Genomic DNA, 13901 nt, shown 5'->3' with positions numbered 1-13901 from the left:
CTGCCGCAGGGTAAGCAAGGCATTGCCACTGTTAGCGCAAAAGGTCGCGGGCTGTGTCGGGATGTTGCATTTTGTGACTATTCTTTCTTAATTTTCTGGGTGTAACCTCCTAAGTACTAAGCGTCTTTTAATGAGACGGAACAGGCAAAAGGAGAAGGGACATGGTGGGTCCCGAAGAAGTACTTTCGTTTTGGCTCGATGAAGTTGGGCCAAGCGGGTGGTATGCAGTTTCCGAAGAGTTGGACGAAGAGATCCGGCAGCGGTTTGAGGCAACATGGAATGAGGCGCAGGATGGTGGACTGGGGCAATGGTTGACCTATGCCAGCGGCACCTTGGCCTATCTGATCCTGACCGATCAGTTTTCGCGCAACATGTACCGCGGCAGCGGCAAAGCCTTTGCCAGTGACAGCAAAGCGCTGGCAGCAGCAAAATCGGCGATTGATAAGAAATGGGATCAGAAGATTGACGGCCCTGCGCGGCAGTTTTTCTTTCTGCCATTGATGCATTCGGAAAACCTCTGTGATCAGGAGCGCTGTGTGCGCATGTTCCTGCAGCGGATGGGGGATGGCGACGGCAATTTATTGCACGCGCAAGCCCATCGTGAGGTTATCCGCAAGTTTGGACGTTTCCCGTATCGCAATGACGCCTTGGCGCGAGCCTCAACCGAGGTGGAGGCAGCTTATGTCGCGGATGGCGGCTATGGTGCGACCGTGCGGGAGCTTCAAGCAGCGGAGTAGGCTGTTAGTTTGTAGGCAAGCTGGCGTCCGGCGTTGGGTCGGGCGCATAGCAACTGGCCACGGCGCCGATGCGGCCACTTATACGAGTAGCCACGTCGTCCAAGGCCGTTTGCATCAAGGTTTCTGGCGTATCCGCGAGGCGCGCCAGGCTGCTGTTGATGCCTTCCAATTCCAATTGCAGCGCGTTGGCGCGGGATTGCAGGCGTTCGGCGGCCTGCGCGGTCAGAGCGCTGCTGTCCAAAGAGATTTCTGCTAGATCGCCGCGTAGATTGGCAACTTCGCGACGCAGACCGTCTACCTTGGTTTCCAGTGGCTGCACAATTTGCAGGTTTTGGGCAAAGCTGGCCACGACGCGCTCTGCGGTGTCGGACAAGCGCCAGAGGAAAAACAGACAGATTGCCACCAAAATCAACGTGGCATTGATCATAGCGATAAGCAGATCTTTCAGTGTTTTCACGGCTGTGTTCCCGACTCAATGATGCAGGCGCAGTGTGCGCCTGTCTCTGAGCGATCACCAGAAAAAATTTGCGCGTAAAACGGGCGGGGTGCTTTATTGAAGCTCCTGAGGAGTTCCAGTAGTCTCGCCAAAAGACAAAGTGGGAGGCGGGGAAAGACCATGGCCAGCAAGAACTTCGACATGATTGTGATTGGCGCAGGCCCAGGGGGCTATGTGGCCGCCATTCGCGGTGCGCAATTGGGCCTGAAGGTGGCCATTGTTGAACGCGAACACATGGGGGGAATTTGCCTGAACTGGGGCTGTATTCCGACCAAAGCGCTGCTGCGCTCTGCTGAAGTGTTTCACCTGATGGAGCGGGCCAAGGATTTTGGTCTGAAGGCGGATGGCATTGGTTATGACATTGACGCGGTGGTGAAGCGCTCTCGTGGGGTGGCCAAACAGCTGAGCTCTGGTGTCGCGTTCCTGATGAAGAAGAACAAGGTTGAAGTCTTCATGGGGGAGGCGACTTTGCCCGCCAAAGGCAATGTGTCTGTGAAAAGTGACAAGGGCACTGAAGAGCTGACCGCAAAAAACATCGTTTTGGCGACTGGTGCGCGGGCGCGGGAATTGCCGGGGCTGGAAGGTGATGGCAAGCGGGTTTGGACCTATAAAGACGCGCTTGTGCCGCCACATATGCCCAAGAAGTTGTTGGTGATTGGCTCCGGTGCGATTGGGATCGAGTTTGCCAGTTTCTACAACACATTGGGCGCGGAGACGACGGTTGTCGAGGTGATGGATCGGGTGTTGCCAGTTGAAGATGCAGAGATAAGTGCTTTTGCCAAAAAGCAATTTGTCAAACAAGGCATGACCATCATGGAGAAATCTACGGTCAAGAAACTGGATCGTGGTAAGGACAAAGTCACCGCGCATATCGAAGTTGGCGGCAAGGTTACAACACAGGAATTTGACACGGTGATTTCGGCTGTAGGCATTGTCGGCAATGTTGAAAACCTTGGGCTTGAAAAGTTGGGTGTGAAGATCGATCGGACCCATGTGGTGACAGATCAGTACTGCCAAACCGGCGTGGACGGGCTGTTTGCGATTGGTGACATCGCAGGCGCACCTTGGTTGGCTCACAAAGCCAGTCATGAAGGTGTGATGGTGGCGGAGCTGATTGCCGGAGGGAAACCACATCCGGTGAAACCGGAAAGCATTGCAGGTTGTACCTATTGCCATCCGCAGGTGGCGAGCGTGGGTTATACCGAGGCCAAAGCCAAAGAGTTGGGTTACGACGTAAAGGTTGGTCGCTTCCCGTTTATGGGCAATGGCAAAGCAATTGCGTTGGGGGAGCCAGAGGGCATGGTGAAAACTGTGTTTGATGCCAAAACCGGCGAGCTGTTGGGCGCGCATATGGTGGGCGCAGAAGTAACCGAGTTGATCCAAGGCTATGTGGTCGGGCGTCAGCTAGAGACCACTGAAGAAGACTTGATGCAAACAGTGTTCCCGCACCCAACGCTGAGCGAGATGATGCATGAAAGTGTGTTGGATGCTTATGATCGTGTGATCCACGTCTAACAGACTTTATTTGACCATGGCGCGCATCGGATACCCGAGCGCGCCATTGAGGTAATTCAGTGACAGAAAACAAAGGTATGCTGCCGGTTGTGGTGATCTGGCTGGCCGGCGTTGGCGCGGCGGGGCAGTTTGCCAAAATTAGCGTAACGTTTGACTACGTCGGAACTGCGTACCCGGAAGCTGGTGCGCGGTTGGGCTTTGCCTTGTCCATATTGGGTCTGGCAGGTATTTTCCTTGGTGTGGTGGCGGGCGTTCTGGCCTCCAAGATTGGCATGCGTCGCACCTTGATTGGTGGGCTTGGCCTCAGCGCCGTGGTGTCGTTCGTGCAGGCATTGGGGCTGTCGTTTGATGCGTTTTTGTTCAGTCGGGTGATCGAAGGCTTAGCGCATCTGGCGATTGTGGTGGCTGCGCCGACGCTGATTGCCAAAGTCTCACCTCCCGAGAAGCGCGCTTTTTCTCTGACGCTATGGGGCACATTTTTTGGCGTGGCCTTTGCGCTGTTTGCCTGGGCGGGACGGCCTTTGGTGGAGGCTTATGGGCTGAATGCGATGTATTTTGCACATGGTGCGTGGATGGCCGCCAGCGTGCTGGGCGTCGCGGCAATTGGGTTACCGGATAAGGAAGCACAGGAGGCGGCGGAGCGGCTGACCGTTGGCGGGGTGCTCAAGCAGCATTGGGCGGTCTATTGCTCGCCATTTATGAACGCTGCGGCGGTGGGGTGGCTGTTTTACACCTTCTGCTTTGTCAGCCTGCTGACGCTTTTGCCGCCGTACATCGCACCGGAGTGGCGTACGTTTACGGTTGGGGCGATGCCACTGATGAGCATGATCAGCTCGATGACGTTGGGTGTTTGGCTGCTGCGTTATTGGCGCATCGTACAGGTGATCCAGACTGGGTTTCTGATCTCCGCAGGCGCGGCCCTTGTGCTGATCTTGGTGCCTGGATCGCCATTTGTGTGTTTGGTCTTGGCTGGCGCTTTGGGGTTGATCCAAGGGGCAAGTTTTGCGCTGGTGCCGGAGTTGAATGACACGGCCGCGGATCGGGCAAATGCAAATGGCGTGTTTGCGCAGGCGGGCAATTTTGGAAACACCATTGGCACACCGATCCTTTTGGCGGTGGTCGCGCTGAGCGGCTATGGTGGCATGATGTTGGTGTCGGCGACGCTTCTGCTGATTGGCGCGGCGTCACATGTGCTGTTGCAACAGGCACGCGCGCGTGCCTAAAACGCTCAAAGCCCCGCAGGATGGCGGGGCTTTGAGCGTTTGTAATGTGCTTACAAAATGGCGTGGGCGAGGATCATTAGGATGCCGGAGCCAATCACGTAGCTGACATCCACGGTGATGGCGAAGCGGGATTTGTTGATCCAGGCGCCGGTGTTGGCCACATATGCAGCGCAAGCGAGAATGGCGAGCAAGGCCACTGTCAGGTTCTGTGTCGTTTCGGTGAGCGCGACGATATAGGCCAAAAGCGCGATCGCAATCCAGTTGGTGACCAGCGGCCCCATTGGCATTTTTTCCGGTGGCGTCGGGTCGATGTTACTGCCCTCAGCCCAGCGTTTTTGCAGGCCCAAAACCGGGCCGTAGATCAAAAAGCCAAACGCGGCTGAGGCGACAAAGCCAGCGAGAAATGCAATCCAATTCATAGGGAGGTCTCCAATGCTTCCAATATGCGTGTCCAGCCACCTTCGTGGTTGTCGCGGCTCTCTTGCGACGGGAAGCGGACGTGTTTGAGGGTCAGGTTGGTGCCATCATTGGCAGGTGTCAAGATTAAGGTGACCTCGCTATCCTCCTGAGAATAGGGAGAAACCCACGTGAACCGCAGGCGTTTGGCGCGGTCAATTTCCAGATACTCACCTTCATGCGGCCAGCCTTCCTCGACATCGGGGGCTTGCATCACCACGCGAAACCGGCCGCCGACCACGGGGTCATTGCTGGCCTCCGGCACAGTCATTTCAGGGGCAGGTACCAGAAATTTCTGCATCATTTTTGGGTTAAGCCAGGCGTCAAAAACACGTTCTGGTGGGAAAGGTAGAAAGCGGGACACTTCTAGCGCTAGGTCAGTCATTGTTGTCTTCCTCCATTAGGGCAGCTTCGAGGGCGTCCAACCGCAGCGCCCAGATGGAGCGCAGGTCGGCAAACCAGTTTTCGATTTGTGACAAAGGCGCCATTTGCACCTCAATGAGGTGATCGCGCCATTCTGTGCGGCGACTGGCCAATCCTGCGGCCTCCAGCACTTTGATATGCTTGGAGATTGCGTTCAGGCTCAGATCAAAGCGGGCGGCGATATCCGTAACCTTCATGGGGCCATGTTGGGCCAGAAGGGTTAGAATCGCACGCCGGTTAGGCTCCGATGCCGCCTTGAGAATGGCGCTCAATTGGGCTGTGTCATTTTGTTCAACCATATGGGTGAATAACATGCTGAGTCCCATCAGTCAACCATTTGGGGGAATGATGCCGTGTGATCTGGCAAGTAAGCTTGAATGGCATCCGGATTGGTCTTCAAAACGTAGTCACAGATGCTTATGTCCAGAAATTGCGATCGGTTGAGGTCGCTGCAGATTCTGACTTGGCGAATTAAAATGTTCTCTGTATGTTCGCAAAATCTGGTTGGCAGAGGGGAGGGGATCCCCTATGTCTGGTGCCGTATCCGTTGGGGGTTTGAATGGCCGAGCTGAAAAACATCGAAGTGCGTGGTGCACGTGAGCACAATCTGAAGTCCATTGACGTGGATATTCCGCGCGATCAGCTGGTGGTGATCACAGGCCTATCGGGATCGGGCAAGTCCTCATTGGCGTTTGATACGATTTATGCGGAAGGGCAGCGGCGCTACGTTGAGAGCCTGAGTGCCTATGCGCGGCAGTTCCTCGATATGATGGAAAAGCCGGATGTGGATCACATCAGCGGTCTGTCTCCGGCAATTTCGATTGAGCAAAAGACCACCTCCAAAAACCCGCGTTCCACTGTCGGTACAGTCACCGAGATCTATGATTATCTGCGACTGTTGTTTGCCCGCGTGGGCACTCCCTATTCGCCGGCCACAGGTCTGCCAATTGAGGCGCAACAGGTGCAGGATATGGTCGACCGAGTTATGACGCTGGACGAAGGCACGCGTGGGTTTTTGCTGGCGCCGATTGTGCGCGATCGCAAAGGGGAATATCGCAAAGAGTTCCTAGAGTTGCGCAAGCAGGGTTTTCAGCGGGTGAAGGTTGATGGGGCTTTTTATGAGCTGGATGAGCCGCCCACACTCGACAAGAAGTTCCGCCATGACATTGACGTGGTTGTTGATCGTCTTGTGGTGCGTGAGGGCATGGAAACACGTCTTGCAGACAGTATGCGGACGGCGCTTGATCTGGCGGATGGCATTGCGGTTCTGGAGACCGCACCAAAAGAGGGTGATCCGGAGCGGCTGACCTTCAGTGAGAAATTTGCTTGTCCGGTCAGTGGGTTCACCATTCCAGAGATCGAGCCGCGGCTGTTTTCGTTTAATGCGCCGTTTGGGGCCTGCCCAACCTGTGACGGGCTTGGCAAAGAGCTGTTCTTTGATGAGCGGTTGGTGGTGCCGGATGTGACCTTGAAGGTTTACGACGGGGCTTTGGCGCCTTGGCGCAAAGGCAAATCTCCATATTTCCGGCAAACCATTGAGGCGTTGGCCAAGCATTACGAGTTTGACAAAAACTCGCCTTGGAAAGATCTGCCGAAACATGTGCAGCAGGTATTCCTCTATGGCTCTGGCGAGGAAGAGATTGAATTCCGCTATGACGAAGGTGGCCGAGTTTATCAGGTGACGCGTGTGTTTGAGGGGGTCATCCCCAATATGGAACGCCGGTATCGCGAGACGGACTCAAACTGGATTCGCGAAGAGTTTGAGAACTATCAGAACAACCGCCCTTGCGGGGCGTGCCGTGGGCACCGGCTGCGTGAAGAGGCGCTGGCGGTGCGGATTGCGGACAAACATGCCGGGCACGTGGTGCAGCTGTCGATCCGAGAGGCGTTGGCCTGGATTGAAAGCGTGCCGGCTGCGTTGACACCTCAACGGCAAGAGATCGCAAAAGCGATTGTGAAAGAGATCCGCGAGCGGCTTGGGTTCCTGAACAATGTGGGATTGGAATATCTGTCGCTTTCGCGAAACAGTGGCACGTTGTCCGGTGGGGAAAGCCAACGTATCCGGTTGGCCAGCCAGATTGGCTCCGGTTTGACAGGGGTGTTGTACGTGTTGGATGAGCCGTCGATTGGCCTGCACCAACGTGACAATGACCGGCTGCTGACCACGCTGAAAAACCTGCGCGATCAGGGAAATACGGTGATTGTGGTGGAGCACGACGAAGAGGCTGTGCGCGAGGCGGACTATGTGTTCGACATTGGCCCAGGGGCTGGTGTGCATGGCGGACAGGTGGTGTCACAGGGCAAACCGGAAGATATTGCGGCTGATCCAGCGTCGTTGACCGGGCAGTATTTGTCTGGTGCGCGTGAGATTGCGGTGCCAACCGAACGGCGCGAGGGCAATGGCAAATCTGTGACAGTGGTGAAAGCGACGGGCAACAACCTGCGCAAAGTTACTGCGGATTTCCCGCTTGGTAAGTTTGTCTGTGTGACCGGTGTGTCTGGTGGCGGGAAATCAACGCTGACCATTGAGACCTTGTTTAAGACAGCGTCCATGCGCCTGAATGGGGCGCGGCAGACGCCTGCGCCGTGTGAGACCATCAAAGGGCTCGAGCATCTGGACAAGGTGATCGACATTGATCAGCGGCCTATTGGGCGCACACCGCGGTCTAATCCGGCGACTTACACCGGGGCGTTTACGCCGATTCGCGACTGGTTTGCGGGTCTGCCCGAAGCAAAAGCACGGGGCTACAAGCCGGGGCGGTTCAGTTTCAACGTCAAGGGCGGGCGCTGTGAGGCCTGTCAGGGTGACGGGGTGATCAAGATCGAGATGCACTTCCTGCCGGATGTGTACGTGGAATGTGAAACCTGCAAAGGCGCGCGCTACAACCGTGAAACGTTGGAGATCAAGTTCAAAGGCAAGAGCATTGCCGACGTGCTGGATATGACCGTCGAAGAAGCTCAGGAGTTCTTCAAAGCGGTGCCAAGCATACGCGATAAAATGGACGCGCTGATGCGGGTTGGGCTGGGCTACATCAAGGTCGGACAGCAGGCGACAACTCTCTCAGGTGGCGAGGCACAGCGAGTGAAACTGTCCAAGGAATTGGCGAAGCGCTCCACAGGGCGTACGCTCTATATCTTGGATGAACCAACCACGGGTCTGCATTTCGAAGATGTACGTAAGTTGTTGGAAGTGCTGCATGAACTTGTGGACCAAGGCAACACGGTTGTGGTGATTGAACACAATCTGGACGTGGTGAAAACCGCAGACCACATCATTGATATTGGTCCCGAAGGTGGCGATGGTGGTGGTAAGATTGTCGCCAAAGGCACGCCAGAGAAAGTGGCTAAGGTAGCAGCGAGCTATACCGGGCATTATTTGAAAGACATGCTGGTCCCAAAGAAAAAGGTGGCGGCCGAGTAATTTGGAAGGCGGCGCTTCAAAGGAGCGCCGCCTTTTCGTTAGGCGGCTATGGCTTGGCGTGGTTTGGCCAGCATGAGCGGCAGAATGAACATCAGCAGGAAGCCGGTGTTCAAGACGGCGTTGAACCATGCGCCAGATAAGACGGAGCCTGCGCTGTCCACTACAAACCAACTCCAAATACCCCAGTGGATAATGGTGGCCCCGGTGGATGGGTCGTTTGCATAAACGCGGATTGTGATTTGCCAGATCATAAAGCCCAAACCGACCATCAGGCCACCGCCAATGGCGGCGAGGACTTTCTCGCTGTCATTGCCAAAGCCCTGTGCGCCATCAAGCGGCAGGTGTGTCAGGTCCATGAACCAACCAACGACGCCGTAATAGCTGCCGGCCAGGGCAAAGAGCGGTATGAGGCCAAAAATCACCGTGCCAATTGAGGTCAGTTTCAAAAGATAGATCGCGCGATCCTGTGTCATGTGTTGTCTCCCACTATGTGTATGCGGGCACATTGCGCAGCCTGAGTGAGGCAAAACAATTACCTGTGGGGTAAGTGCTTTGCCTCCAAGATGCGCTAGAGTGGCTGTGAACCTGAGGGAGCAAAATATGGGTGTCGATTTTGGTGTGGTTCTCAAAGAATGGCGGCAGGTGCGGCGGGTGAGCCAGCTGGACCTTGGGCTGTCGGCTGGCGTGAGTTCGCGGCACATCTCCTTTTTGGAAACCGGACGGTCGCGGCCCAGTCGTGGCATGGTATTGCGATTGTGTGATGAGTTGGAGGTGCCCATCGCGCAACGCAATCGGATGCTGACGGCGGCGGGCATGAGCCCGGCTTATGCGGAGCGGGCGCTGTCCGCTGAAGACATGGCACCGATGCGGGCGGCGGTGGAGTGGACGTTGAAGCGGCATGAACCGTATCCGGCTATTGCCATGGACAGACACTGGTGCCTGGTTGCGATGAATGCGGTGTCAGAGCGGTTGATGGCCGGATTTGGTGTAGCTGTGGGAGGCAGCCTTGTTGACATGATGGTCGACTCGAAGATCGTTCGGCAAGCGCTTGTGAATTATGATGAAATTTTGCGCCACATGGTGGCGCGTCTGCGGGTGGAAAGTGCACATTTCGGGCATGATCCAGTGCTGGAAGACGGAATCTTACGGATGCAATCCGTGCTGGGCGATGGTGCGCTAAGTGTGGATGGTATCAAGCCCGCCATCATACCAGCAGTCTATGATTTTGGCGGCATGCGCCTGTCGTTGTTTTCGACCATTAGCCAATTTGGCTCAGCTGAGGACATTGCGCTCAGCGAACTTCGCATTGAGATGATGTTCCCATCCGATGAAGCCACGCGCCTCACGTTGGAGGCGCTGGCCGGGGCGTGATTACTTTCGGTGCAGCGGACAGGTGCGCATGCCAAATATGGTATAGAGCGGGCAAGAGCCCAGAAGCGCTGTGGCCAATGGGATAATACCAATCCACATCCATGTGCCATAACCTAAAAGCGCCCCCGCGATCAGAACCAGACCAATGACCACGCGCAGCACTTTGTCGATGCCGCCAACATTTTTCATAAACATATGTTTCCCTCCTAGAGACGAGGAAGGAATACATCTCAAAGTCTGAATGTGAATTGATCTACGTCAAGTGTCAAAAACTTACGCTGCCAGGAGTGCGGTGGCCTCAAAACTGCGCAGGCTGGGGCGGGCCGCAATGTCCCTAAAGCTGATGTTTTTCTCGCGCATCACCTGACGCAGGGAGCGGTTGGCAAAGGGATCAAAGCTGTAGCGAGTCATTGGGCCAGGCAGGAAGCTTTCGGACCATTGGCCTTCGGAGTAAAGCAACTCGTGTTGCGGCATGAGGATGTGGAAATAGGTGATGGTGCCATTGGTTTCACAGCGGGTCACGTCGCGGCCATTGACCAGATCTTTGGCTTTCACCAGCACTTCGTCGCAACCAAACAGAAGTTCGGCGCGGTAGCCTTGCAGTAGAACGCGGTGTTGTGGGGAGACAATCAGGTCACGGTCATTGTCCAACACACCCGCTCTGATGCGGATGGGCAGGGATTCAAAGCATGATGGCATGTGGGAGTGGCCAATCCACTGAATTGGTTGAAAGCCGTTGTCTAGAGTGTCGACCAGCATGCCGGCTTTGAGATCTTCTACTGGGACGTCGCCTTCGGACGTGCGGATCAGTGTGCCAACGGTGAAGCACGGCGCGTGTTGCTCGATCTCGACCAGCGCGGTGTCAGTCTCGCCCGCGGAATCCTCGATGGTGTAGTTGAAATAGACGGTTTCGTTGTCGGTGTCCGCGTCGACCGTGAGCGTGCCGTCCGCATTTAGCGTCACAACTTGGCCAGTTGCCAAAGTCACGTTGTTGGGCAGTCCACCACTTCCGTCGTGGCTGACAGCCGTCCCGTTGATGTGCGTGATGGTCAGGGTAGGGCCTGCAGACGAGTTGTCATTGCCCAGCACGTCGAGGGTTTTGCTGTTGCCATACGCAATGCGCATGTCATCGTCTTGCGCCACAATAGCGGTTTGCACGGAGCCACCTGCGATCAGCAGGTTGGAGTCATATTGTGTGTCGGTAGCGTCGGCGATGCCAATCACCAGCTCGTTCACGCCGTCCTGCAGCGGCACCACAAAAGTCAATGTGACGGTGAATCCGTCCATTTCTGTGTTGTATTGATCGTTTGCGTTGTCGACATACAGATTTTCGTTGCCATCGTTGATATTGCCAACAGCCGCGCTACCATCACCAACGGAAATCTGGGCCTCAACACCGTTTACCCACACACCAATAGCGTCGTTGTAGCTCAGGTATTCGGGGTATTCTTCTGAGGACAAAACAAAGTCGATTGTCAGGTACTCGCCGGCAGTGCCGTTGAAGTCGATGGTGAGGTATGAGGCATCAAAGGTGTTTGTGCCTGCTGCGGCGTCAAACAGAGCGTTGCCGTCTTCTCCTGAGGTGTTGGTCGAAGTTGAGGCTGATGTGTTTGTGTTTGTGCTGCCGTCGCTGTTGGTGAAGTCATCCACGTGGCCAGTTGAGAGGATCACACCGCTGTCAGCCGGAGCAACACCAGCACTCGTGGTGTCTGCGCCGGTGTAAATGCCAGAAGACAGGCTGTCGCCGGTGTAGGTGGCGCCAAGAATGCGGGTGGGGTCACCAAAGATCTCATTGGCCATCGCAGAGGCGGTGGCGTTTGTATCGATATTGAGTTCGGTTGCCGTTGGCATGGTCTAACCCCAGTGCGTTCTGCTCTTGTCCAATCACGGAACCTCTTTGGGTTCTCGCTCACCCTCAAAACTGCTGGGCAAACGTGGCGTGAACGGGGCTGGGGTAAGGAAAGATTAATTAAAATTGAGGGCAGAGTTGGGAATGTCTGAAACGAAAAAGGCCGCGAAAAATGTGGCGCGGCCCTTTGTTTTATTGCCGATTTGGCGGAATTCTAACTGCGCGTGCGTTTTTCGAAACGTGGCAACATTGCGGAGAAGTCGGTGCCAAGCCCACCTTCATTCTCCACAAACTGCTCATACAGTGCAGCGGCGGCTTGACCCATAGGGGTGTCGGCATCGGCACTTTCCGCGGCCTGTTGCGACAGGCGCAGGTCTTTGAGCATCAGCTCGGAAGCAAAGCCCGGCTGGTAGTCATTGTCTGCCGGCGACTGGGGACCAACGCCGGGTGCGGGACAGTAGGCGTTCATGGTCCAGCTGTAGCCGGATGAGGTGGAGACCACGTCAAACATCGACTGACGGTCCAGGCCAAGTTTGTCGGCCAGCGCAAAAGCTTCGCAGGTGGCGATCATGGTGACGCCGAGGATCATGTTGTTGCAAATCTTGGCGGCTTGGCCTGCACCTGCGTCGCCGCAGTGCACGGCTTTCTGGCCCATGATGTCAAACAGGGGATCTGCCTTGGCAAAAGCGTCTTTGGAACCACCTGCCATGAAGGTCAGCGTGCCGCCAGCTGCGCCGCCAACGCCACCAGATACTGGCGCATCCACGGGCAGGAGGCCTGCGGCGGTGGCCTGCTCAGCCACGGCGCGGGCGCTGTCCACGTCCACGGTGGAGCAATCGACAAAAGCGGCGCCTGCGGACATCACTGGGATGATCTCATTTGCGACGGCACGCAGGATTTGGCCGTTTGGCAGCATGGTGATGACCACGTCCGCGCCAGTGGCGACGGCTGCGCCGCTGTCAGCCATAGAGACGCCCTCGATGGCCACGTCGGCCATGTCAAAACCCACGACCTCATGGCCCGCTTTTGCAAGGTTGGCGGCCATGGGGCCACCCATATTGCCCAGTCCGATGAAACCAATCTTCATGCTGCTACTCTCCCTTTTCAAATGTCAGCGCATCCGCCCCAAGCGGCAGGACCATCTTGGTCACGATGCCGGGGGGCAGAGCGTCCAAGCTGTATTTCCATTGCGGATTGCGGTCTTTGTCGATGATTTGTGCGCGGATGCCTTCCAGAAAATCGCCGTCTTCCATGGCGCGGAAGGTGAAGCGGTATTCCTGATCCAGTGCAAAACGGATGTCGTCGCGTTGGCGCACGCGGTGAATGATCTCCAATGCGGCCCCCGTGGCGATGGGGGAATTGTGGGAGAGTTTTTTCAAGGCACCGGCAGCAAATTCGCTGTCCGAGTACTTCAGCGCGTTAAGAACGTCATTGAGGGTCTCGCCGCCGAAGTTGGCGTCGATGTCGGCCTGCTGGGTGGTGAGCGGGCCAGCCTCAGGTTCAGAGGCGGCGGCGTCGATCAGGGTGTGGTCGGCTGTGTCTTCGAGCCGGGCAATCAAGGCGGGCCACTGATCTTCGGGAATGAAGTAATCGGCAAAGCCAGCGTAGATTGCGTCTGCTGCATTCAGGCGGGCGGCAGTGAGGCCAAGAAACTCACCCAAACGGCCGGGCGCACGGGCCAAGATCAAGGAGCCGCCAACATCTGGGACAAGGCCAATGCCACATTCTGGCATGGCGATCTGGCTGGTGTTGCCCACCACGCGATGAGAACCGTGACAGCCAACGCCAACGCCGCCGCCCATAGTGAAGCCTTGCATGAAGCTGACCACTGGTTTGGGGAACTCAAAGAGTTTTGCGTTCATGCGGTATTCGTCGGCCCAGAATTTTCGGCCATAAGCAAAGTCGCCTTTGGTGCCGGTATCATAGAGCTCAGCAATGTCGCCGCCGGCGCAGAAGGCTTTTGCACCCTCCGCATCGATGACGATCATTTTTACGGCGTCGTCATTGGCCCAAGCATCAAGCGCGTCTTCGATGGTGATGCACATGTCATAGGACATGGCATTGAGCGCCTTGGGGCGGGTGAAGGTGATGCGGCCGGTCAAGCCGACTTTGCGGATGGAGATGTCAGACACGCGGTGCGCTCCGTCTTTAAAAGGGCCGCTCCCGAGGGGCGGCCCGGTCATGGTTAGGCTGCTATCATCTGGCGGGAAATGATCAGGCGCATGATTTCATTGGTGCCTTCGAGGATCTGGTGCACACGCAGGTCACGGACAATTTTCTCGATGCCATAGTCTGCGAGGTAGCCATAGCCGCCGTGCAGCTGCAAGCAGCCATTGGCCACGTCAAAGGCCACGTCGGTGACCATCAGCTTGGCCATGGCGCAGAATTTGGTGGCGTCGTGGTCGCCATT

At 56.2% G+C, this 13901-nt stretch carries 15 protein-coding genes; 5 read left to right on the top strand and 10 right to left on the bottom strand.

What is annotated here, in order from left to right:
- Nucleotides 1–161: 161 nt before the first annotated feature.
- Complete coding sequence (locus QZ517_RS17260; RefSeq protein WP_294229309.1) at nucleotides 162–737, top strand: DUF924 family protein; 576 nt, start codon at nucleotides 162–164, stop codon at nucleotides 735–737.
- Nucleotides 738–741: 4 nt separating this feature from the next.
- Here QZ517_RS17260 and QZ517_RS17255 read toward each other — a convergent pair whose 3' ends face one another.
- On the bottom strand, nucleotides 742–1194 hold the full coding sequence (locus QZ517_RS17255) for a hypothetical protein (protein WP_294229306.1): 453 nt from the start codon (nucleotides 1192–1194) through the stop codon (nucleotides 742–744).
- Nucleotides 1195–1353: 159 nt separating this feature from the next.
- On the opposite strand from QZ517_RS17255, the gene lpdA reads away from it, so the two are divergent.
- Together lpdA and QZ517_RS17245 are read left to right on the top strand one after the other, a co-directional pair.
- On the top strand, nucleotides 1354–2748 hold the full coding sequence (gene lpdA / locus QZ517_RS17250; protein WP_294229303.1) for a dihydrolipoyl dehydrogenase: 1395 nt from the start codon (nucleotides 1354–1356) through the stop codon (nucleotides 2746–2748).
- A 59-nt stretch (nucleotides 2749–2807) separates the two neighbouring features.
- Nucleotides 2808–3971: an MFS transporter gene (locus tag QZ517_RS17245; RefSeq protein WP_294229300.1), complete on the top strand. Its 1164-nt coding sequence runs from the start codon at nucleotides 2808–2810 to the stop codon at nucleotides 3969–3971.
- A 50-nt stretch (nucleotides 3972–4021) separates the two neighbouring features.
- Here the strand turns inward: QZ517_RS17245 and QZ517_RS17240 are convergent, their stop codons facing one another.
- Genes QZ517_RS17240 through QZ517_RS17230 form a run of 3 tightly spaced genes read right to left on the bottom strand, consistent with a single transcriptional unit; the run spans nucleotide 4022 to nucleotide 5164 of the window.
- Nucleotides 4022–4390: a DUF1761 family protein gene (locus QZ517_RS17240; RefSeq protein WP_294229296.1), complete on the bottom strand. Its 369-nt coding sequence runs from the start codon at nucleotides 4388–4390 to the stop codon at nucleotides 4022–4024.
- Nucleotides 4387–4812 (bottom strand): SRPBCC domain-containing protein, encoded by a 426-nt coding sequence (locus QZ517_RS17235; protein ID WP_294229292.1) that lies wholly within the window; start codon nucleotides 4810–4812, stop codon nucleotides 4387–4389. The genes QZ517_RS17240 and QZ517_RS17235 overlap by 4 nt, the downstream gene beginning before the upstream one ends.
- Complete coding sequence (locus QZ517_RS17230; RefSeq protein WP_294229290.1) at nucleotides 4805–5164, bottom strand: metalloregulator ArsR/SmtB family transcription factor; 360 nt, start codon at nucleotides 5162–5164, stop codon at nucleotides 4805–4807. Before QZ517_RS17230 ends, QZ517_RS17235 begins: the two co-directional genes overlap by 8 nt.
- Nucleotides 5165–5409: 245 nt before the next feature.
- Here QZ517_RS17230 and uvrA point away from each other — a divergent pair, with 245 nt between their 5' ends.
- Nucleotides 5410–8271: an excinuclease ABC subunit UvrA gene (uvrA, locus tag QZ517_RS17225; protein WP_294229287.1), complete on the top strand. Its 2862-nt coding sequence runs from the start codon at nucleotides 5410–5412 to the stop codon at nucleotides 8269–8271.
- Between the two features lie 38 nt (nucleotides 8272–8309).
- Here uvrA and QZ517_RS17220 read toward each other — a convergent pair whose 3' ends face one another.
- Nucleotides 8310–8744, bottom strand: a complete 435-nt coding sequence (locus QZ517_RS17220) for an excinuclease ABC subunit A (protein ID WP_294229285.1) — start codon at nucleotides 8742–8744, stop codon at nucleotides 8310–8312.
- A gap of 127 nt (nucleotides 8745–8871) precedes the next feature.
- On the opposite strand from QZ517_RS17220, the gene QZ517_RS17215 reads away from it, so the two are divergent.
- Nucleotides 8872–9642: a helix-turn-helix transcriptional regulator gene (locus QZ517_RS17215; RefSeq protein ID WP_294229283.1), complete on the top strand. Its 771-nt coding sequence runs from the start codon at nucleotides 8872–8874 to the stop codon at nucleotides 9640–9642.
- Here the strand turns inward: QZ517_RS17215 and QZ517_RS17210 are convergent, their stop codons facing one another.
- The 5 genes from QZ517_RS17210 to QZ517_RS17190 all read right to left on the bottom strand — a co-directional run.
- The gene (locus QZ517_RS17210; protein WP_294229280.1) at nucleotides 9643–9837 is read right to left on the bottom strand and encodes a DUF2892 domain-containing protein; all 195 of its coding nucleotides are present in this window, start codon (nucleotides 9835–9837) and stop codon (nucleotides 9643–9645) included.
- Between the two features lie 78 nt (nucleotides 9838–9915).
- On the bottom strand, nucleotides 9916–11493 hold the full coding sequence (locus QZ517_RS17205) for a Hint domain-containing protein (RefSeq protein ID WP_294229277.1): 1578 nt from the start codon (nucleotides 11491–11493) through the stop codon (nucleotides 9916–9918).
- 212 nt (nucleotides 11494–11705) lie between these two features.
- The gene (gene mmsB, locus QZ517_RS17200; RefSeq protein WP_294229274.1) at nucleotides 11706–12578 is read right to left on the bottom strand and encodes a 3-hydroxyisobutyrate dehydrogenase; all 873 of its coding nucleotides are present in this window, start codon (nucleotides 12576–12578) and stop codon (nucleotides 11706–11708) included.
- Nucleotides 12579–12582: 4 nt separating this feature from the next.
- On the bottom strand, nucleotides 12583–13623 hold the full coding sequence (locus QZ517_RS17195; RefSeq protein ID WP_294229272.1) for an enoyl-CoA hydratase/isomerase family protein: 1041 nt from the start codon (nucleotides 13621–13623) through the stop codon (nucleotides 12583–12585).
- A gap of 53 nt (nucleotides 13624–13676) precedes the next feature.
- On the bottom strand, nucleotides 13677–13901 hold a 225-nt coding region (locus QZ517_RS17190; protein WP_294229268.1), incomplete at its 5' end, for an acyl-CoA dehydrogenase family protein.

This window comes from uncultured Shimia sp., assembly GCF_913054185.1.
Lineage (GTDB): Bacteria > Pseudomonadota > Alphaproteobacteria > Rhodobacterales > Rhodobacteraceae > Shimia.
The sequence above is the reverse complement of the archived record's forward strand: the minus strand, read 5'-3'. Positions and strand labels throughout refer to the sequence as shown.